Source organism: Paenibacillus pinihumi DSM 23905 = JCM 16419, assembly GCF_000422505.1.
Lineage (GTDB): Bacteria > Bacillota > Bacilli > Paenibacillales > Paenibacillaceae > Paenibacillus_D > Paenibacillus_D pinihumi.
The window spans coordinates 21,174-41,965 of record NZ_AULX01000025.1 but is presented as its reverse complement, the minus strand read 5'-3'; the positions used below and the strand labels follow the sequence as shown (position 1 = coordinate 41,965).

The window sequence follows — 20,792 nt, the reverse complement described above, 5'->3', positions numbered from 1 at the left end:
TTCCGTCTTTTTCATTGTTGTTTATATGTCCTCCAGTACAGGCCGAACGGACGTTACTGCTGCAGCCGCGTTACATGTTCAATAAACTCATCCACAGCCTCTTCAACTTTATAAGGCCCAAAATTCCATTTGTCACGGGTAACGTTGATTACCCGGTTATTCTTCACAACGGGAATCGATTGATAGACCGGCTCGCGGAACAACTCCATCATTTCTGGCAGCTCTTCATCCTTCATTTGGGTGAAAAAGTAGTCAGCCGGATGATTGACCAGCTCTTCCATGGACAGTACACCGCCGCCATCTGCATATTTCTCAAATTGCTGTGGCATCTTGAATCCAAAATCTTCATAAACCAGTTTCCCCAATGTGCCGCCTTTACCTCCCAGCAGCACTTCGCCTTTATATAAAATAAACGTTATGGCTGTCGTTCCCGGCTTGATTTTAACTTTGATTTGTTCCCGGATCGTCTGCAGCTTCTGCTCAAACTTGGCAATCCAGGCTTCCGCCTCCGGCTTTCGGTTCATAATATCGCCAATCGTTCGCAACGTGTCTACGACATCCGGATCGCCGCCCCAGGCTACGGCGATAGTTGGAGCAATTTTACCATACGCTTCATAGCTGGCAGCTTCGAAATAATCCGGCACAATGATTAAATCCGGCTGCAACGCCGTGATGGTCTCTTTGTTCCCGAGCCCTTCTCCAATGCTGGTGACCCCTGCCAGCTCATCCGGATATTGATCAAGCACAGCTTGGTCTGCGCCCACTGGTTTTAAACCTAATGGCAGCACATATCCGCCATAGGTTATAATGACGACTTTTTTTGGCTCAATCGGGATTTCCGCTTGCCTTCCCAATGCATCCGTGTATGTTCTTGTTTGTTCCGGCATTGCACTTGCATTGCCATTGCTCGATTGACTCTGCTCTTGCGCGCCCTCCTTCAATGCAGGACCTGCACCACCGCATGCTGCAAGCAGCAGAGATAAGCTAAACAACAGGGATACCGCCAAAGAAGGCTTGTAACGACCTTTCATTTCATTCCCACCCCAATGATCTAATTGATAATGATTCTCTTCGTTATCAATATAATGTTCTTCACCCTGGGGAGCAATGAACGATCCGGGCATAATATTAGGACGAATTGAACCTTTTGATCCGATACTTTGCATTTTGAATTGCGCGGGGGTTATGCCTGCCACCTTTTTAAAAAGCTTGCTGAAATAATACATATCCGTATAGCCGACACTTTCCGCAATCTGCCGAATAGTCGCTTCTGTGCCCGCAAGCCGCAGCTTGGCATAATGCATTCTTGTGCGAATGAGATATTCACTTGGACTGCATCCGTATTTGCGCTTGAAAACCCGTGCCAGATAATGAGTGCTGTAATGAAACTGACTCGACAAGGACTCCATAGAAAGTGTTTCGTGATAATGCTCATTCATGTACCGGGCAATCTGGGCAGCCAGATCGGGTACTTGTATATCCGCCCCGACAGTCTGCAGTTGATGGAACTGCTCGTACACAAATTGATAGAACAGGCCTGACACCTGAAGCCGTTCGAGTTCCTTGCCCTCCGACCACAGCTTGTCCATCCTCTCTAGAAGGGAGAGCAGTGACAATGGATAAAGCGGCTGTAGGGTATATCGAAGATTGAATGGGACCGTTTGCCCCGAACGCTGGCCTGTTGATGAAGGCGAATGTCCCGGAAACGGCTTATATAGGAGCAAATAATAGTCAAATGTACTATTCAAGCATTGAATGTTGAGTGTGGCACCCTTGCCGCAATGAAGCAGATGGGAGGTGGTATCATACAACTCCGTCTCATCCAGCATTAACCTGGCGTCTCCTTGATTGGCGAATAAAAAAGCGCTGGCAGGAAGCCGATACGAACGAAGCTCTTCCCCCGGCTTCATGGTCAAATGCCGGATATCCAATACTTTAATAGGGGTTTGGAGCCAAAGTTTGATGACTTTCTGCCACTCCATCCTAACACCTCAACCATTCATTTATGCATAAAACTACGTCATTAGTCATCGTTGAATCACCTCTCGATGAGAATTATCCTCACTCTCCTTAGTGTAAGTAAAAGGAGGAAGCTAATCAACATGGATTTAGCTTCCTCCTTATTCCACTGCATGCATTCTTTACGGGTTAAGCACCTTGGGCAAATTCTGTGTAATCCACTCGCGTGATAAGGCATCACTATAAGCTTCTAATATGCCAAACGTATATACCTTCCCGCCTTTGACTGCAGGCAGGCTCTTCCATACACTGCTTTCCAGCAGCTCTCCGGTTTCCTTCACGGCCTCCTCGGCAACCGGCGTCAAAATGAAAATACGGTCGCCGGCGAACTCTGTAAGCTTCTCCATAGAAATCTCCACAAACCCTTGATCCTGATCCAATGCTTGCTGAATGGCAGGAGTCGGCTTGAAGCCGCCCTCATCGTACAATACTTGCGACAGGCCTGTACGAGCCATGGCAAACAACCGGTTGCCGGGATACATCGTAAATACCGAAGCTGTCTCATCCTGGCCGATACCCGCTTCACGAATCTGCTGCCACATCGCCTTGACCTGACGGTCATAGTTCTCCAGCCATTGCTCCGCTTCCTTTTGCTTTCCAAACAGCTCGCCCAGTGTGCGCATCCGATCCTCCAAGGAGGCAAAGGTGTCAAAAGTAACTGTAGGCGCTACCTTGGAAATTTGCTCATATTGCTTATCGTCACGATTGCCAAAAATAATTAAATCGGCATCCAGAGTCATCGCCTTCTCCACATTGAAGGGAAAACCCAGGTCCTCGGCATTTGCGAGTTGATTGTCATAGACCGTTCCATCTACATTGGATTTTAAAATACCGATTGGTTTCACACCCAGAGCGAGCAGATCTCCTGTTGTCTCCCCATGAAAAATAACTCTTTTGGGCGATACAGGCACTTCCACCTCATGTCCGGTCCAATCTTTGAATTTTTTCGTCTCTTCATCACCCGATTTGGACGGATTGCCCTGATTCGTCTCCCCCGAATTTACAGGCTGTACCTCTCTGGCACCCTCTGCATTTGGCTGACTACTGTTGCTGTTCTTCGTATTTCCACCGCAAGCAGCCAACAAGATCACCATGGTGGCGATCAGCAAAAGCAGCTTGGACAGTTTCTTTGTCTTTGTCATTATAGATTCCCCTCCGAAGCTATATAGATAATGATAATCATTATCTTAATCTGCTTATCTTAAGGGAAATGCATGGTCATCACAATGGACAAATAAAAATGATGCTTTTTATTTGGACAAAACACTGCGCAAATTTAGTTGAAACCTTGGTGATCTCTCTAACCCCCAAACTATTCTTCTTTCAAATGAATATTCATGCTATATAGCAATGATACTGCTTCCGGTAACATGAAAACTGCATTCGCAATTCGATTGCTGCCCGGGTCAATCTGATAGTTCGCAGCATATGAGAAATCTGCTTTTGTCAGATTGGTATCACCAAAAATACTCTCACTGAAATCAGTCGAGCTAAAATCTGAATTTGTGAAATCAGCTTCCCTGAAATCTACGTCTTTGGCGAGGCATTTCCTGATGATACACTTCTGCAGCCCGAGTCCGATAAAAGTGGAATGGTTTAATGTACATTCTTCGAATACGAACGTACCCGGCATGCTAATTTTAGGCCAATGCGCTTCCGTCCAATTAATTCCAATCATTTTGCATTTGGAAAAGCTCACTTGTGAGAACTTGCAATCCAGTACTCTGATTACGTTCAAGTTGCAATTTATAAACTGGCAATCTGAAAATTTACAGTCTGTGAATAACGTTTCTCCAAAATCACAGTTCGTAAATGTACAATCGTAGAATTTGACCGAGTCGAGCACCTCTTTGGAAAAATGGACTTCCTTAAACTGTTCATCATAATATTCGGATTCAGTGAACAACCTTCCTCACTCCCAAGACTGTTTGTTGTCATCATAACTTCTACAATCGTATTACATTAACCTGCCTGCCGGCTCAACGGATCTTGTCCTCTTGCTCCACATTAAACCCCTTTGAATCCATAACAAAAACTGCACCTCCCATGTTAGTTGAATGTCCAACAGTTGGAGGTGCAGTTCCTGATGCTAAATTCCAGTCCCTTGCTTCAATACGCTTTGTTCCGCCGACTCGAATTGGTTTAGAATGTGCAATCGCAGATTTTGGAATTCCGGCCCTGCTTTTTTACGTGGATGTGGCAAATCAACCGGTACAATGGAGCTGATTTCACCTGGACGGGGTTTTAATATAACAACCCGGTCAGCCAAAAAAATAGCCTCATCAATATCGTGGGTCACAAAAATCATCGTGGTCTGGTTGGTCCGCCAAATATCTAGCAACACTTCCTGCATATGAGATCTGGTGAATGCATCAAGCGCGCCAAAAGGCTCATCAAGCAATAGCACCTTGGGATTGCGCAGCAAGGCCCGCGCTATAGAGACACGCTGTGCCATCCCTCCCGACAGTTCGCGCGGATAAGACTTCTCGAAGCCTTTCAGCTTCACCAGCTCAATCAGCGTATCGACCTTTTTCCGTACTTCCTTATCACGAAGAGACAGGTCGGCGGCAATGTTCTTCTCTACAGTCAGCCACGGAAATAATCGATGCTCTTGAAATACAAATCCTTTGTCTATTCCAGGTCCGGTGATCGGCTCGCCATTAAGCCCAACGAAACCGGAATAGGCCTTATCCAGTCCCGCAATAATGCGCAGCAGCGTACTCTTGCCACAACCGCTTGGGCCAATGACCGTGACGAATTCTCCCTCCCTAATATTCAAATTGATATCACGGAGTGCGTGCACAATGCCTTTCCCTGTTAAAAACTGCTTATCAAGATTTTGAATATGGAGCAAAGCGGAAGACGTCACATAATCACCTCTGCAAATTTATATCCGACTAATATGATGTTATTTCTAGGCTATCATTGCATCATTGAAAGTGTCAATACTCGGTTCCATTTGGTCAGAAAAGCTAAATTCAACTTGACTAATCGGAATTGTTGGTATACATTACTCTTTGCACTCCTATATTGTGCAAATTAAACACCTCGTACCTTACAAAAGGACCCCTTTAATGAATCTCCCTTGCAGCTAAATTCTCATATTTCATACTTGTCCACCATTCAAATGGCGATTGTAAATTTGAATCACAAAGAGGGTGTATAGTTGAGCATACCCAGCAAAATAGCTGTCAACCCAAAAATCAAGCAGGAACCGGGCAGATTAACCCTCTCCCTATTGGCTTTGGTGCTTCCTGTTACCACATTAATCATTTGGCAGGTTCTTGGAGATCTGGAACTGATATCAGATTTGCTCTTTCCAACTCCTTATACCATAGGCACGACATTTATTGAACTCGTTCAGTCCGGTACTCTTTGGGAACATGTCAGCGTTAGTGTCCGGCGTGTTTTGACAGGATTTCTGATCGGAGCCAGTTTGGGATTTCTATTTGGCATTGCCGTCGGCTTGTTCAAACGAACAGAAAAGCTGCTTGATCCGACGATTCAAATGATTCGTATGATCCCAAGTCTGGCAATTGTTCCGTTATTCGTGCTTTGGTTCGGGATTGGCGAGTTATCGAAGGTTCTCATTATTGCCCAGGCCACGTTTTTTCAGCTGTATATTAATACTTTTCTGGGCATTCGGAATGTGGACAATAAACTATTCGAAGTGACGCATGTGCTGGGCTACAGCCGCTTTCAGCAAATTATCCGTCTTGTTCTGCCGGCCGCGCTGCCGAATATTTTGTTAGGCGTCCGGATTTCATTCGGTATTTCATGGCTGGGTCTGGTCGTTGCCGAGTTAATCGCCTCGACTTCCGGAATCGGCTACATGATGTCCGATGCCCGGCAGTTTTCAGATACGCCGGTTGTATTCGTAGGAATATTTCTGTTTGCCATCCTTGGCCTTACAGCAGACAGTCTGATCAGACTGCTGCAGCACAGGCTGCTCCGTTGGAAAACCACTATTAACAGGTAAGGAGGGGAACTTATGAGCAGCCCGACAAACGAGACGCTGCGGACAGAGCGCAGAGGTTCCCGCTGGCGGCAAAGAAACAGCCCGCCTACAAGCGGCTTTCCCGTCCCGGGACAAGAGAATAGGCTAAATGATGCTACTGCCCCCTCCACCGCTTCACAGGTCAGAACACGCTGGCAGTTGTTTTCAACCGATGCCATCCAAGGTGTTATCCTGCCAGTCATTATATTGACGGTATGGCTCCTTATTGACTGGAGCGGCAGCGTTCCTAAAACCCTTCTACCGTCCCTTTTTTCCGTCATCGAGGTTTTTGGGCGCATGCTGGCTTCCGGTGAATTACTGTCCCACCTCGGTTACAGTTTAGAACGCGTGGCCTATGGTTTTTTGACTGGAGGCCTGCTGGGGCTTGGACTAGGCGTCATAGCCGGATTCATACGCAAGATCGATTATTTGATTGATCCCAGTCTTCAAGTGTTGAGACTGGTGCCGCATCTGGCCCTGGCACCACTCATTACGCTATGGTTTGGCTTCGGCGAAGCATCCAAAATCGTCATCATCGCATCCGGGGCATTTTTTCCGCTCTACATCAATACATACATTGGGATTCGCAATGTAGACAACCAGCTGTTTGAAGTGGCAGACATATTGCAATACAACAAGTGGAGGCGTGTAACCCATCTCATGCTGCCGGCAGCGGTGCCGAATATTTTAATGGGTCTTAGAACCTCCATTGCGGTCTCCTGGATCAGCCTCGTCATTGCGGAATATGTAGGTGCCTATAACGGGGTTGGGTTTCTAATCAATGAGGCCAAACAGAATCTCAAGCCCGAAGTGATTTTTGTTGGCATTATCGTGTTCGCCATTGTCGGGAAAATTCTCGATACGCTGATCAAACTCCTGGAGCGCAGTCTGCTGCATTGGCGGGACAGCTATCAAGGCTGATTCAAAGCCAGGTTAATGCCCTTTCATGGACCCATCGAAACTACACAATGACAAACCTACTTGGAAAGGAACGCGATTCTATGAATTCCACCCGTAAACACCGAATCTTGTCCTTACGACTCGCCATTATCTCATTACTGTTATTCTCCTTACTCCTTTTACAGGCTTGCAGCAGTACGTCTGCAGATGCCAAGAGCGTTCCGTCCGTTCTGAACTTTGGCTATATCGGTTCCAATACGCTCAATTTGCCCAACGGTGCTGAAGGCTGGGGACTCTATAAAGGAATTATTCAGGAAGAATTAAAAAAACACGGTATTGAAAAAGTAAATACTTTCGGTTTCCCTAATGGACCGGACGAATCGGAAGCACTGATCAGCCGTCGTATTGACGTTGGAACGATTGGTGATACGCCTGGCATTATTTCATATTCAGGTGGCGCCAAAACACATCTTCTGGGTCAAATCAATTCCGGGCTTAAAGCATTCGTAATCGGCAAAAAAAATGGCCCCGCTACAGTAAAGGAACTTGAAGGCAAAGTGATCGCCGTCCCAAAAGGTTCATATAGTCATCGGTATATTATCGGCTTGCTTAAAGAAGAAGGTGTCACCAAATATGAGCTCGTACACATGCTTGGCTCCGATGCGGCCGCAGCCATTGCCAGAGGTGATATTGACGCAAATGTAGGATTTGGAGCCGATGCATTATCATTGCTGGATCAAGGATTCCCGCTCATTCATTCATCAGATGACACCCCTCATTTGGCAGGAGCAAGTATAGCCGTCGTCACAGATGACTTTCTCAAAAAATTCCCGGACTTCCCTAAAATTTGGGATGAAGCCCGAGCAAAATCACTTGCCGATCTGAAGCAGCATGAGGAAGAGTATTACGAATTTGTGTCTAAGGTCATCGGGACGTCTGTCGAAAATGTAAAGATTCTTTATCCGATCAGCGCAATAACAGATCAGCTTATTACGGATAAGACTTACGAGCATTTGGAGAGTGTAAAAGAATTTCTGACTGAAGAAGGGCTTTCCAAAAAAGACTTTAATCTCAAGGACTGGGCAGTTAAAAGATGAAAATGAAGGGCGGTTCGACAAGATGAGTAAAGATGCTAAGGAAGCTCTGAAACTTCAAGCGGATGTGTTAGTCATTGGCGGCGGTCCGGCAGGCGCATGGGCTGCAATTACCGCTGCCGGGCAAGGCGCCAGCGTCATTCTTGTTGACAAAGGCTACTGCGGGACCAGCGGAGCGACGGCTCCCTCCGGTACAGCCATTTGGTATGTGAAGCCTGAGCAGCAAGCCCGCGAAAATGCCATGATGAGCCGGATGGATATGGGCGGGAATCTGGCGGAGCGTCCATGGATGCAGCGTGTGCTTGATCAGACTTATCATAGTATGCATCAGATTCGGGACTGGGGCTATCCGTTCCCAACCGACGAGACAGGAGGACCGAATTACATTAGTGTACAGGGTCCTGAATACATGCGCCTCATGCGCAAACGGGTACAAAAAGCCGGCGTTCGCATCCTGGATCACAGTCCTGCTCTGGAGCTGCTGTCTGATAGTCATGGCGTGGCCGGGGCTGCCGGAATTAATGAGCAGACGCGGCAACCTTGGCGCATCGATGCTGCGGCAGTTGTCATCGCTACAGGGGGCTGTGCATTTTTAAGCAAAGCACTCGGAACGAATGTCCTGACAGGAGACGGTTATCTGATGGCCGGAGAAGCAGGAGCCGAGTTTTCCGGAATGGAATTCTCGACAGCCTATGCGATTGTACCGTATTTCTCACCGGTCACGAAGACAGCACTATATCAATTTGCTACGTTCTACTACGAGGATGGAAGAGTCATCGATGGAGCCGGATCGCGCAGAGGCCGTTCAATTATCGCCAAGACCCTGCTCAAAGAGCCGGTGTATGCATGTCTGGATAAAGCTGACAAGGCACTACAAGTTTCGATGAGAAAGGCACAGCCCAACTTCTTCTTATCCTTTGACCGGCTGAAAATCGATCCTTTCACAGAGAAATTCCCGATTACCCTGAGATTCGAGGGTACGGTTAGAGGCACGGGAGGCATCAATATTGTGGATGAAACCTGTGCAACGAAGGTTCCGGGCTTGTTCGCAGCAGGCGATGCGGCCACCCGCGAGCTCATTTGTGGCGGATTTACGGGCGGCGGCAGCCATAATGCAGCCTGGGCAATGTCATCGGGGTATTGGGCCGGAGAAGGCGCTGCCCGCTTTGCCTTGAAGCAGGGCGAGAATCGTTTCAACCGCAATGCCCGCGGCTTATCCGGACTGTCCGGCGTGCCTGTACAAGCGGAAGGCTCCCGGAGCCGGATAAATACGGAGGAAGTTGTCCGCCTTGTACAGGATGAAGTCTTTCCTTATGATCGCAACTGGTTCCGCAGTGAAGAGGGCTTAACCGCATCCCTCGGCCGCCTGAACCAGTTATGGCTGGAAATCAAACAGGGTATCCGGACAGCAGAAGGAAGCAGAGTCGGTGTAAGAGAGGTTGCAGCGATGACGGCTACGGCCAGATGGATGTATGAAAGCGGACTGGCAAGGCGGGAAACCCGCGGGATGCATGTGCGTACGGATTTTCCGGAGCGGGATGCCGCGCAGCATTACCGGCTGATCAGCGGCGGCTTGGATCAGGTATGGGTGAAGCCAATCACTGCAACAGATAACGGGAATATAGAGGAGGCATTACAAGCGTGATTGAAGTATTAAGTGCCGACCGCTGCATCAGCTGCAATCAGTGCGTAAAAATCTGTCCAACCAACGTTTTTCAGGAAGTGGAGAACGGTATCCCGGTCATTGCCAGACAATCCGATTGTCAGACCTGTTTTATGTGTGAGCTGTATTGCCCTGTAGATGCCCTCTACGTACTGCCCAATGCAGATGGAATTGAGCAGGTTCAAGAGTCCGCTGTCATTGAAAACAAACTTCTTGGCAGTTACCGTGAACGGGTAGGCTGGGGGAAGGGCCGTAAATCCACCGCTTCGGACGATGAATCTTATATTGTCTTTCGCAGGGCTCGCGGCTCGAATTAGCCCAAAAATGAAAAAAAGGAGCATGCGCAGCTCCTTTTTTCTTTGGACACGGGCACTTCTCAAACATCCCAAATGCTCGCGTAAGCATAGTTGCGTACCGTGCCGTGCCAGCGATACCACGGCGAACCATTTTCTTGCTGCGCATAGAACAGTGTCACTTCTGCTTCAGGATCAATGACAACATAACACCCTCTGGCCCCATCCCAGCCAAACTCCCCATTTTGACTAAGTGAATTGTTGTCCTCACGATTCACCAAAGTTCTTACACCAAGGCCGTATCCATAACCGAATTTGCTTGCCCCGCCAAATCTGTCAAAGTCCTGCTGGGCAACAGGAGACAGGCGGTTCCTTCGCATCGCATTCACTGTTTCCGGTCTTAGAATACGCTCTCCATTCGGCGCCAGGCCCTGGTTGCACAGCGCCTCTGCAAATACAATATAGTCGGACACCGTAGAAAACAACCCTCCGCCGCCACTTTCATATGAGCGGCCCGGCTCAAACATGAGCGTTTCCCCGATGCTGTCCGCTTGATGCGTCTGGCTATTAAAATGGTTATACAGCTTGCAAAAACGGCTTTCGTCCTTCAGCTTAAAAGCGCTGTCCTTCATGCCGAGCGGATTAAAAATATGCTCCTCCAGATAGCTTCCAAAAGCTTGACCCGTAATCACCTCAAGCAGGGCTCCCAGCACATCATGACAAACCGTGTATTTAAAACGCGAACCTGGCTCAAAGGCAAGCGGCTCCTGCGCCAACGTTTTGATTACTGCAAGTGTCTGGCCTTCCCCATTGCTTTTTGCAACAGCCCTATGAATTGCATCCGTATTGATCGTTTCAATACCTGCTGTCATCGTAAACAAATGCTCAATCGCAATCGGATTTTGAGCGGGGAGAAGCTCTACTGTTCCATCCGGCAGCGAATGACGGACAAGCATATGCTTAAACTCAGGGATGTATTCATATAGAGGATCAGAGAGCTTATACTTTCCTTGCTCAAGCAGTTGCAGCAACGCTGTACATGTCACAACCTTCGTCGCCGAATACAACCTGAAAATACTATCTCTGCTAAAAGGGATCTGATTCTCTACATCAGAAAAACCAGTATAATGCTCGTAGACAGGCTGGTGCTTGTGATACATGGCAACACCCAGACCAGGAATGTTTTTTTCCCGATAAAACGTATCCAAGTATGCGGTAAATTTCGTAAAATTCATCCTTATCCACCTGCCGTTTCACATAATCGCAGTCCCTAAGCATCCTTCTCCCTTATATTTTACTGAACCTGAGTGCTCATTATAATAGTGTGTTTTAAAAGAATATAGTGTATATTTAGCGTTTCACACCAACCGCCTATATCCTCGACGATCAATCGGTTACATCTATGGATTGTGTTGGTTCAAATATGATTTCAGCTACTTTTCCTTCCCCATTAATTTTTACGGCTGTAAGGCCTTTAGGCCGATATGCCCCTGTATCTATATTCATTACATTGCTCTCCGCATCAAATTCAGCCCTTCCTGATTTACAAGGAGTATGCCCGATAATCTGCAGCTTTCCAATATTCTTGAGTTGGCTCCTGTTCCACAAGACACTCTCTGGATGGGATTCTTCAAACGGATTTTCTGCTTTCATAGAAATACCTGCATGACTAATGAAAACATGGTCCGTTTCATAATATAGAGGCAGTGATTTCATCCAAGGAACATAAGTAACCAGATCCAATGATCTTCTTTTAAATTGTTTTAATGTCTCTTCTCCGCATTGTCTTAACCAATTCTCATTTCCTTCTTCTGTGTGCACAATAGCTTCAAACTCATGATTTCCCTTAAGAAAATAAACGTTATTGGGATTGTTTTTTTGCAATTCAATCGCATATAGAATGGTCTCCGGAGAGAATTTCCCTCTATCCAATAAATCACCCAACTGCACGAAGATCTGTTTTTCACGATCCCAATGCTCGTTAATTAACTTCGTAAACGTATGAAAACAACCATGTACATCACCAACTACGAATAACTCCATGCCTAACCCCCATAAAATGCCTAGCAGTATTTACGCTTCGCGTTATATTCACAAACTTCACAAGTCCCCTTTGGCTCTCTACTGAATATCACCGTAGCACTTAGCAGAAGTACTCATTTAGCTCAAGAAGCGCCATAATATAGATCTTTAATGCCATCATCAAATTAGGAATAGATTGAACTTCATCTGGACCGTGAATATGTCCATGTCCTTGAGGCAATCCAAGTTCTGAGAAATCAGCAGGCAGTCCAGGACCAAAGCCAACCGCATTGGTCAGCTTCCTGGCATAGGTGCCACCACCCATAACAAATGGCTCCCTCTGCTCACCGGTTATTCCCTGATAAGCACTCATTAATCGCTCTACCTCTGGTGTGTTAGGGTCACAATAGCTTGGTTCACTAACCGTAACATGATTAAGCGTTAGTCCACTTTCCGTTAGCTTCTGCAATAATGTCTGTGCTGATTGCTTAATGGGATAACGAATATTCAGCTCAAGCTCCACGCTGCCATAATCTACGTTCACTATCGTTCCAACACAGGTTAGAGGTCCGGACAGCTCATCCTCACATTGAATATGGAGCGCCCTGCCATCATAATGTCTGCAAATGTCATGCAGCTTTTGAAGTCCCGTATGAACAGTACCCTCAAACCATTCATCCTCAATCAGCGGCTGGAGCAGATTGGCAATGGCATTGCTTGTTCCTTGAGGAAATGCAGCATGCCCGGACTTACCCCATGCTTCCAGCTTAATCTCTTGCTCTGTCACACTATATTGTATGGATGGAGGCAATGTGCTTAGCTTAGCCAGATGCGCTTCATTGCGCTGCAGCACAAGCCCTGCATAACCAGGCACGCTATTGGAAGAAACTCCACCCTTTAATGAAACGATCGATGAAGTCCCAAGTTCAAAGCCTAGTAACACCGATAGCATCCCCTTCTCGCCATAGCAGACCGGAAATCCGCTGTCAGCAACAATATTGAAGTCCGGCACAGCATAATGCTTGCGATAATACGCAACATCGTGCATGCCAATCTCTTCTCCACTGCCAATGATTTGCTGAAGATGATAGCTTAAGGTTATCCCCTGCTCCTTTAAGAATCTAAGAGCGTACAAGACAGCAATAACCGCTCCTTTGTTATCTTGCACACCTCTGCCAATGAGGAAGTCGTCCTTTTGTGTAGCTTGAAAAGCCGGGTAAATCCAGCCTTCTCCTGCCGGCACAACATCAACATGTCCCCATATGCCGACGGATCGCTTATCCTCATCACCCATGCTAATTACTGCACAGTAATTTTCCCTATTCATCGTATTAAAGCCATGACGCTGCCCCAAGCTGAGCACATACTGCACAGCCTGTGCACACTGCTGGCCAAAAGGATACGACGAGGACGGATCATAGCTGGCTACGCTCGGAATTTGTACTAATCCAGCAATATCCGCAAGCAACTCTTGCTTATGCGACTCGATCCACTCACTAATCTGCGCTTCCAGCGCTGGTGATCTCCATTGTATCATTCCGTTGATCCTCCCTACTAGAATATTTCCCCCTTATCCCTTGATCGCTCCTTCAGTTAATCCAGCAATAATATGCTTCTGACCTGCAGCATATATAACGATTATAGGAAGCATCGCCATTAGGTATGACGTAAAAGCCATCGTGTAATTAAAGGAATATTCCGTCTTAAAATTATATTGGAACAAGGGTAGTGTCCAAAACTCCTTGGCTTTGTTCAAAATTAACAGGGGCAGCATAAAGTCGTTCCAAAACCATAACGCGTCCATAATAACCAGCGTAACCAACATCGGCATCGTTAGTCGCAAAATAATAGAGTGGTAGATTTGAAAGGTGCTGCAACCATCAATTCTAGCTGCTTCCTCTATCTCAGTTGGCATCGCTTGAATATAATTCACAAGCAGAAAAACCCCTCTTGTTAAACTGAGTGCTCCATATAATAGGATAAGTCCATAAGGATTTAATAGATTAAGATTCGTCATAATCTTTGTTAACGGAAGCATTATGACCTGAAAGGGTACAAATAGACCCAAAAGAATGTACACATAAACAAAGTTGTAATATTTCTTATGGCGATTACGTGCAATGGCATAGGATACAGTTGGATTAATCAATAGAACCATAATAATAGAACCCACCGTAATGAAGGTCGTATTCCATACATATCTCCAATAGTTACCCTTAGAAAGCAGTTCCGTATAATTAGAGAAATTCAATGATTGAGGCAGGCTAAAAAATCCTCTCCCCGCTTCCTCCAAGGATTTGAAGGAATTAACAATAACAAGATACATCGGTCCCAATATAATGATGATGCCAATAAGTAATATGATATTACGTATAATTCTCCAGCCAAGCCCCTCTTGTCGTATCGTAAAATTCATACTTAATGCACACCACCCTTACTTGAAATTTTAATTTGAATGAAGGAAAGCACCGCAATAATAATAAACAAAATGACCGATTCGGCATTTGCCATCGCAAATTTCAAATTCTGAAAGGCATCGTTATAAATCATAATCCCAATCACATTTGTAGATTTTATTGGTCCTCCGCCTGTCAATGTATAGGCATAGTCAAAGGAGGTAATACCCGACTTAATCGCAAGCACCATGTTAACAGTAATCGTAGGCATGAGATAGGGGAACGTAATATAGCGAAAGCGATTAAAGGTGCTCGCTCCGTCAATTCTTCCCGCTTCATACAGCTCAGAGGGTACAGATTGCAGACCAGCAATAAAGATCAAGGTCGGTAATGCAACTGCCTGCCAAATGTTAACAACAACGACTGCAATTAGCGCATATTTCGGATGTGCCAGTGGGCTTTGAAACAGGGCAGCAACGTTAAGTGCTTCGCCAATTGGAGGTATGACTCGTACAAAGAGCTGATCCCAAATTAATGAAATGGTCACCGCACTTATCATCGCGGGCAAAAAGTAAACCGACTTCGTAAAGGTTTGAAATTTCTTAAGCGAGTTTAAGCTTAATGCTAAAATTAAGGATAAAATCATCACTCCAGCTACAAGCATACCTGCGTACTTTCCTGTAACGATTAACGATTGCTTAAAGTTGGGGTTATTCCATAGCTCGATATAATTATGAAAGCCGATATAGTTATACTGAGCGCTAATTCCATTCCAATCTGTAAAGCTATATTGAATACCTACAAAAACTGCATAAGCAAAAAATAATGTATACAGAATGACAGCAGGAAGTGTGAATAAGAAATAAGTAGAGCGTTCTAGAAATTTGCTTATCATGCTATGCAGCACCTTCCTCATCTTATAATGCCTTAAGCTGGCAAAAAGGCTGAACGACAACTTGATACACTCAAATTGTCGTTCAGATCAAAGCTATTGTTATTACTTAACAGCGTTCAGCTTGATGGTTTCATCAATGTTTTTCAGGTATTGTTCAGGCGTGTCATTGTTAATGAGGTAGCCCTGTGTTGTAGCATATAGTTCCGTTACAATTGCACTTGGAATTTTGGAAGACATCCAGTCATGAACATTACCGTTGTCAATAAAGTCAAGCAGCGGCTGCAATGGCTCATCGCCATACGTTGTACCATTGATAATGGAAGGTTCGCCTGATACATCAGACCACTTCTGAGCAACCTCTGGACGAGCTAGATATTTCAAGAAGGTTAGAGCAGCTTCCTTCTCTTCAGGCTTAGCTTTAGCAGAGATGGATAGAGAAGCATTGACACCAGACAGTACTGTTGTTGTTTCAGCTGTATCATTTGGCAGTGGGAAAGCACCGAATTTCAAATCAGGATTAGCAAGCTTAATATTTCCGCGACCGTAAGAGCCTGAAATAATCATAGCAGCTTGACCATTTGCAAATGCTTCCTGCATCATCTGATTGCTTACGCCAAAGGCATCCTTATTGGCATATTCCGTTAGCTCTTTAAGCTTTTTAGCAAAATCCAAAAATACTTGATTGCCTTCAATTTGTCCTTCACCATTAGCGACTTTAGACATTTCTTCAACACCGCCAGGAGCGAATGCAATATTCGTAGCTTGGAAGGTATGACCTACATCCTTAAGAGGAAGGTAAATTGGCGTGATGCCCTTGCTCTGGAATTGCTTGCAGACTTCAATAAACTCCTCGTATGTCGTTGGAATCTTCACTCCATTTTGCTCGAATAGATCGATATTGTAATATACCGCCATGTAGTTTCGAGCATATGGCAGAGAGTAGTATCCACCATCATCTGCTGGTGTCATATCCAAATACTTTTGATTAATATTCTTAATGAAGGGTTGATCGCTTAAGTTCTCGATATATCCGTTTTTTACTTTTTCCTTAAATTGAAGCTGTGTCGGATAATCAGTAAATAGCGGAGGAATATCGTTAGTTGCAAAGCGTGATGTCAGTACCTTTACTGGGTCAGGCACTGTGTTCATATCGATGATGATGTTTGGGTATTCTTTTGTAAAATCAGCAATAACCTTACGATATGCATTTTGAATCGCTTCTTCACCCTGCTGCTGGAAAAACTCAATTTTAATTGAATCGCTCTTTCCAGAATTTTCATTGCCAGGTGCGTTGTCTTTACCGCAAGCCGTTAATACTAACGACAATAGCAATACAGCAATAATTGATAATTTAGCACTTTTTCTCATCTTACTCTCCCCTTTTTTTCTAAAAGTTCATTCATGTAGAATCTACTTGCCTAATGCACGATTAGCTAAATTCGTAATGACAATATCATCCATAGGCGGATTGTGCAGACCGGCACGAACGTCACGATACATGCGCTCAAGCGGAAACGCTCTGGATAAGCTTAAGCCTCCTACAATTCGCATCGCATGATCAACAACGCGCAAGGCAGCGTTAGTAGCCACATGCTTGGCAACGCCTAGCTCAATCTTCAGCTCGGCACGATTGTCTACTTCCTTATCCCATCGATCTGCTGTATGATACAAGTAGGTTCTTGCTGTCGTTAAATCTAATTCAATCTCACCGATCAGGCGCTTAATGTTCGGCAGTTCCGCAATTGGAGTCTGCAATGAATTGGGCTGATGCTTAGCCGCAAAATCAATGGCGAAATCTCTAGCTCCATGTGCAATGCCCAGATAACAGGCTGGAATATGAAGCATATTGCCATCTGTTGGTACAGGCTTTCGCAGTTGATCACTGGCTCTGCCGCGAATGAGGTGACGATCAGGTACAAAAACCTCGTTCATCACAATATCATGACTGCCTGTTGAGCGCATGCCTATCGTATTCCACGTCTCAATAATTTCGACGCCCTCACCCGCTTCTACTAGAAATGATCCAACTGTATCGGTATCCGACATCGTAGCTGAAATAATAAATTTCTTAAGAATCGGACTCAATGTACAGAATGATTTCTGTCCAGAAATTAACCAGCCACCGTCAACCTTCACTGCTTTTGTTTGTGGCTTTCCGCCACGAGTAGGGCTGCCAGTTGCGCGCTCGCTAGCTAATTCATTCATCACAAGGCCATCATTCACAACCTCATGACATAACTCACTAAATAGGGGTTCAGGGCATGCACCCGATAAATGAAGCTGCTTCAATAAACCAATATGCCAACCAACCGCCAATGCTGTGGAGCCGTCTCCTCTAGCAAGGCGCTCTTGAGATAAAACAAGTTCATATATTGATGCTTCCTCTCCTCCGTATTGTTTTGGTACGGTAAGAGCAAGGTAGCCAGTCTCTCTTAATTCATTAAAGTTCTCAAAAGGAAATGTTCCATCAAGATCATGCTTAGGAGCCCGCTCTGCAAAAATAGCTGCTAGTTGATCAGCCCTCGCTGCAATTTTCGCTTCTCGCTCATTTCGTATAAAACTATTTGAAGGATCAGAGTGTGTCATCATAAACAACTGCCTTTCTCATAAATCTTATTGGTTTACTTTGTTTTATAGTAATCGTATTTCTATCGTAATAAAAGATAAAAAAACCGAGTATTTTATTGTAAAAAACCGAACTTGCTGCTCTCGGCATGCTGCTTGCGATATTCATTAGGTGTGTAACCATAAAACTTCTTAAATACGTTTGAGAAATACTGTGGGTCCTGGTCAAATCCACATTGCTCCGCCACTTCATAAATTTTCATAGTAAGATGCAGTACTAGCAGTTCCTTCGCTTTTTTCATACGGGTCGAGGTTAAAAATGTCGTATACTTCTCTCCCGTTTCCTGACGAAACAGCTTGCCTAGATACTCCGAGTTAAGAAATAAATAGTGCTGTGCCAACCATTGCAGTGATAGCTGCCTATTCTGAATATGCTGAATCGTTAGTGCCTTAATCTTCATCACAAGCATAGCCTTCTTATCCATTTTACGATAATGATAGCTTGTATAAAGCCTGCTCAGTTCCTGCTGGAAGGCTCCAATATCCTGACTCATTACCACAGTATGTGTGGTACTAACGCCATATTCTAATTTCAAGCCATTGCGAAGATAGGTCAAAATTTGATTGTTGTTATCTTGAATATCTTGTAACGATACGCCTTCACTTAATAATTGCTCAATCCACAGTCTTGATACCTGCATGAGCCGCTCTTCATCACCGTCGACAATCGCCCCCATGAGATCACTAGGAATTGACGAAGAAATGATTTGTTGATGCTGCTTAGGGGGTGTAACAAATATTGGGTTGTGCTTGAGCAGGCTGCCACGAATGGAATCCACTTCATCCTTAGACCATTGTAGTGCCTCTGTAATTTCATGCTCATCACTGGGCTTAAGTAAATATCTTCGCACACCAAAGCGCATCGCCTGCGTAGCTAGCTCAAATTCTCCAAAGCCAGATAATACAATAAACACCACTCCAGGCTTCAATCTTGAGCCCTGCTCAATGAATTGAAGACCATCGAGAACTGGCATTTTGATATCTGTAATGACAACATCAGGGTCAAGCTCGTTCAGTTGATCCAGCGCCTGCTGCCCATTAACAGCCGTTCCAATCAAATCCATACCCAGAGCGTTCCAGTCAATTGCCTCTGCTATGCCCTCTCTTGCCATTCGTTCATCATCAACGATTAACACTCGATAGCTAGACATGATCACCCTCCCCTTTCAATAACACCGGAATTCTAATGCGAATAATCGTACCTTGATCGATGCCTTCCAATATCGCAATTCCATACGGTGCCCCATATAATAGACGCAAGCGCTCATGAATGCTTCTAAGTCCAATGCCTTCTCCTGCGCCCTGCTCTAAATAATGTGTATCCATCCCTGGCCCTTGATCTCCAATCCAAATATCCAGCTGTTGGTCAAAGGCTTCTCCGCTGATTGTGATATGACATTCACCAGTCATTTCATCAATACCATATTTCAGGGCATTTTCGACAATTGGCTGAAGGATCATCGTAGGGATAAAACAATTCTGCAACTCGTGAGGAATATTAATTTCACATTGTAGTCGATCCTCAAAGCGATATTTTTGAATCAGCAAGTAATTATTCACATGCTGAATCTCTTCCTTTAACATGACCATTTCCTTCTTGCTTGTTGTACTTCGCAGCATATCGCCAAGCGCCTTAACCATACTAGAAATTCGATCCTGTCCATTTCGCCTAGCAAGCCAATTGATGGAATCCAATGTATTATAGAGGAAGTGTGGATTTAACTTGGCCTTTAATGCTTCATATTGAGATTCCTTTAGATGAATTTGCTTAATATAATTATCCTTAATTAATCGATCTAAGGATTCTGTCATTTTATCAAAGCTGCTAGTTAGCCATCCGATCTCATCCATATTTTTCGCCGGCAATTCCCGTTGAATAGCAAAATCGCCTTGCTCTACCTTGCTCATTCGAAATGCCAGCTTTTCCAAAGGCCTAGTAATGCTTCTCGCAAAAATAAAACCAATCCATACAAGCGAGATCACAATAAAGGTATATAAGAGCAACAATATGGTCTTCATCACACTCGCCTTTTGAAATAACGATTCATAAGGTACAAGGTTTACAAGCGTCCAGCCTGTAAAGCTCATTGTCGACAACGTGGTTAAATATTTATGGTTGTTAAGCGTCAACATCTCATAGCGTTCACCTAATCGTTCATTTTGTATTAATGAGCTTGGCATTGCCCCATCCTTCCACTGTTCATCATTCCAATAAATCGGCAGATGATCCTCATAGATCAATAAAGAATTATTGGAGCTTGCTGATCCATTAGAGCCAATGGAATCAATTAAATCGTCCGCATTTACTCGAACAATTAATGTGCCTAAGGTCGGAAAATCCATGCTCTTTACAGCCCTAATTTCTCTTAAGGAAGTAAATACCTTGGAATCTCTTTCGCCACCCTTCCACAGACTTCCTCCCTCTTTCTGTGCTGCCATTGCAATAAATTGCTTGCTGTAGGCAGGTGCAGTCTCATCCTTTGTAGTGCCTAACCAGTATTCATTGCCCCAATAGTCAACAACTGCCACAGAGCGTATTGGATAATTAAAAACACGATAGGAAAGCAGCTTATCCTCCACTGCATTAATCGCAAAATAGGTTTCTCTACTATCCTTGCTTTCCTTTATTTTCTCCAAGCCCTGCTGAATGTCAGCATCACTAGCAATGGATTGTGTCATTCGATCAATAGCCGCCAGTTTGTCCTCTATTCGCTCTGAATAGAGATACAATTTCTCACTTGTTTGCTCGTATACCAGTTCTTCGTAAAGCTTTTGCATGTTTTGCACATACAATAAGCTAATGCCACTGGTCAGAAGCACACCAATTAACACAAACAAGACCAGCTTATGGCGTATTCTTATATTCATTTTGAATTCTCCTCTTACTA

The 20,792-nt window shown here is 44.9% G+C and carries 18 protein-coding genes; 5 read left to right on the top strand and 13 right to left on the bottom strand.

Going from position 1 to position 20,792, the window contains the following annotated elements; genetic code table 11:
* Positions 1–53: 53 nt before the first annotated feature.
* The 4 genes from H583_RS0108510 to H583_RS0108495 form a co-directional block, all read right to left on the bottom strand.
* A complete protein-coding gene (locus H583_RS0108510; protein WP_028560097.1) occupies positions 54–1,982 on the bottom strand; it encodes an ABC transporter substrate-binding protein in 1,929 nt (642 codons plus the stop codon).
* A gap of 159 nt (positions 1,983–2,141) precedes the next feature.
* Positions 2,142–3,161, bottom strand: a complete 1,020-nt coding sequence (locus tag H583_RS0108505) for an ABC transporter substrate-binding protein (protein WP_028560096.1) — start codon at positions 3,159–3,161, stop codon at positions 2,142–2,144.
* A gap of 170 nt (positions 3,162–3,331) precedes the next feature.
* Complete coding sequence (locus H583_RS38105) at positions 3,332–3,925, bottom strand: pentapeptide repeat-containing protein (protein WP_028560095.1); 594 nt, start codon at positions 3,923–3,925, stop codon at positions 3,332–3,334.
* Between the two features lie 183 nt (positions 3,926–4,108).
* Positions 4,109–4,888, bottom strand: coding sequence for an ABC transporter ATP-binding protein (locus H583_RS0108495; RefSeq protein ID WP_051236198.1), 780 nt, complete (start codon positions 4,886–4,888; stop codon positions 4,109–4,111).
* Between the two features lie 297 nt (positions 4,889–5,185).
* On the opposite strand from H583_RS0108495, the gene H583_RS0108490 reads away from it, so the two are divergent.
* The 5 genes from H583_RS0108490 to H583_RS0108470 all read left to right on the top strand — a co-directional run bounded on the left by H583_RS0108490 (position 5,186) and on the right by H583_RS0108470 (position 9,990).
* Positions 5,186–5,998 carry an ABC transporter permease gene (locus H583_RS0108490; protein WP_081667055.1) on the top strand — a complete coding sequence of 271 codons (813 nt, stop codon included), beginning with the start codon at positions 5,186–5,188 and terminating at the stop codon, positions 5,996–5,998.
* A 12-nt stretch (positions 5,999–6,010) separates the two neighbouring features.
* The gene (locus tag H583_RS0108485) at positions 6,011–6,937 is read left to right on the top strand and encodes an ABC transporter permease (protein WP_028560092.1); all 927 of its coding nucleotides are present in this window, start codon (positions 6,011–6,013) and stop codon (positions 6,935–6,937) included.
* Between the two features lie 80 nt (positions 6,938–7,017).
* Complete coding sequence (locus H583_RS0108480; protein WP_051236196.1) at positions 7,018–8,013, top strand: ABC transporter substrate-binding protein; 996 nt, start codon at positions 7,018–7,020, stop codon at positions 8,011–8,013.
* 22 nt (positions 8,014–8,035) lie between these two features.
* Positions 8,036–9,655, top strand: a complete 1,620-nt coding sequence (locus H583_RS0108475; protein WP_028560090.1) for an FAD-dependent oxidoreductase — start codon at positions 8,036–8,038, stop codon at positions 9,653–9,655.
* Positions 9,652–9,990: a 4Fe-4S dicluster domain-containing protein gene (locus tag H583_RS0108470; protein ID WP_028560089.1), complete on the top strand. Its 339-nt coding sequence runs from the start codon at positions 9,652–9,654 to the stop codon at positions 9,988–9,990. The genes H583_RS0108475 and H583_RS0108470 overlap by 4 nt, the downstream gene beginning before the upstream one ends.
* 59 nt (positions 9,991–10,049) lie before the next feature.
* Here the strand turns inward: H583_RS0108470 and H583_RS0108465 are convergent, their stop codons facing one another.
* The 9 genes from H583_RS0108465 to H583_RS0108425 all read right to left on the bottom strand — a co-directional run bounded on the left by H583_RS0108465 (position 10,050) and on the right by H583_RS0108425 (position 20,772).
* Complete coding sequence (locus H583_RS0108465; RefSeq protein WP_028560088.1) at positions 10,050–11,201, bottom strand: serine hydrolase domain-containing protein; 1,152 nt, start codon at positions 11,199–11,201, stop codon at positions 10,050–10,052.
* A gap of 151 nt (positions 11,202–11,352) precedes the next feature.
* A complete protein-coding gene (locus tag H583_RS32325; protein WP_036708949.1) occupies positions 11,353–12,009 on the bottom strand; it encodes a metallophosphoesterase family protein in 657 nt (218 codons plus the stop codon).
* A 100-nt stretch (positions 12,010–12,109) separates the two neighbouring features.
* A complete protein-coding gene (locus H583_RS0108455) occupies positions 12,110–13,525 on the bottom strand; it encodes a Sapep family Mn(2+)-dependent dipeptidase (RefSeq protein WP_036708946.1) in 1,416 nt (471 codons plus the stop codon).
* A gap of 33 nt (positions 13,526–13,558) precedes the next feature.
* Positions 13,559–14,404, bottom strand: coding sequence for a carbohydrate ABC transporter permease (locus H583_RS0108450; protein ID WP_036708943.1), 846 nt, complete (start codon positions 14,402–14,404; stop codon positions 13,559–13,561).
* A 2-nt stretch (positions 14,405–14,406) separates the two neighbouring features.
* The gene (locus H583_RS0108445) at positions 14,407–15,279 is read right to left on the bottom strand and encodes a carbohydrate ABC transporter permease (protein WP_028560085.1); all 873 of its coding nucleotides are present in this window, start codon (positions 15,277–15,279) and stop codon (positions 14,407–14,409) included.
* 102 nt (positions 15,280–15,381) lie between these two features.
* Complete coding sequence (locus tag H583_RS0108440; RefSeq protein ID WP_028560084.1) at positions 15,382–16,647, bottom strand: ABC transporter substrate-binding protein; 1,266 nt, start codon at positions 16,645–16,647, stop codon at positions 15,382–15,384.
* 42 nt (positions 16,648–16,689) lie between these two features.
* A complete protein-coding gene (locus H583_RS0108435; RefSeq protein WP_028560083.1) occupies positions 16,690–17,865 on the bottom strand; it encodes an acyl-CoA dehydrogenase family protein in 1,176 nt (391 codons plus the stop codon).
* Between the two features lie 95 nt (positions 17,866–17,960).
* Positions 17,961–19,055 carry a response regulator transcription factor gene (locus H583_RS0108430; RefSeq protein WP_028560082.1) on the bottom strand — a complete coding sequence of 365 codons (1,095 nt, stop codon included), beginning with the start codon at positions 19,053–19,055 and terminating at the stop codon, positions 17,961–17,963.
* Positions 19,048–20,772, bottom strand: coding sequence for a cache domain-containing sensor histidine kinase (locus H583_RS0108425; protein WP_028560081.1), 1,725 nt, complete (start codon positions 20,770–20,772; stop codon positions 19,048–19,050). Before H583_RS0108425 ends, H583_RS0108430 begins: the two co-directional genes overlap by 8 nt.
* Positions 20,773–20,792: the final 20 nt, after the last annotated feature.

Bases quoted from the DNA above. Each gene is read 5' to 3' on its own strand.
- H583_RS0108485 (WP_028560092.1), top strand. From the start codon at position 6,011: ATGAGCAGCCCGACAAACGAGACGCTGCGGACAGAGCGCAGAGGTTCC.
- H583_RS0108505 (WP_028560096.1), bottom strand. From the start codon at position 3,161: ATGACAAAGACAAAGAAACTGTCCAAGCTGCTTTTGCTGATCGCCACC.
- H583_RS0108465 (WP_028560088.1), bottom strand. From the start codon at position 11,201: ATGAATTTTACGAAATTTACCGCATACTTGGATACGTTTTATCGGGAA.
- H583_RS0108430 (WP_028560082.1), bottom strand. From the start codon at position 19,055: ATGTCTAGCTATCGAGTGTTAATCGTTGATGATGAACGAATGGCAAGA.
- H583_RS32325 (WP_036708949.1), bottom strand. From the start codon at position 12,009: ATGGAGTTATTCGTAGTTGGTGATGTACATGGTTGTTTTCATACGTTT.
- H583_RS0108510 (WP_028560097.1), bottom strand. From the start codon at position 1,982: ATGGAGTGGCAGAAAGTCATCAAACTTTGGCTCCAAACCCCTATTAAA.
- H583_RS0108435 (WP_028560083.1), bottom strand. From the start codon at position 17,865: ATGACACACTCTGATCCTTCAAATAGTTTTATACGAAATGAGCGAGAA.
- H583_RS0108425 (WP_028560081.1), bottom strand. From the start codon at position 20,772: ATGAATATAAGAATACGCCATAAGCTGGTCTTGTTTGTGTTAATTGGT.
- H583_RS0108450 (WP_036708943.1), bottom strand. From the start codon at position 14,404: ATGAATTTTACGATACGACAAGAGGGGCTTGGCTGGAGAATTATACGT.
- H583_RS0108440 (WP_028560084.1), bottom strand. From the start codon at position 16,647: ATGAGAAAAAGTGCTAAATTATCAATTATTGCTGTATTGCTATTGTCG.
- H583_RS0108475 (WP_028560090.1), top strand. From the start codon at position 8,036: ATGAGTAAAGATGCTAAGGAAGCTCTGAAACTTCAAGCGGATGTGTTA.
- H583_RS0108455 (WP_036708946.1), bottom strand. From the start codon at position 13,525: ATGATACAATGGAGATCACCAGCGCTGGAAGCGCAGATTAGTGAGTGG.
- H583_RS0108445 (WP_028560085.1), bottom strand. From the start codon at position 15,279: ATGATAAGCAAATTTCTAGAACGCTCTACTTATTTCTTATTCACACTT.
- H583_RS0108480 (WP_051236196.1), top strand. From the start codon at position 7,018: ATGAATTCCACCCGTAAACACCGAATCTTGTCCTTACGACTCGCCATT.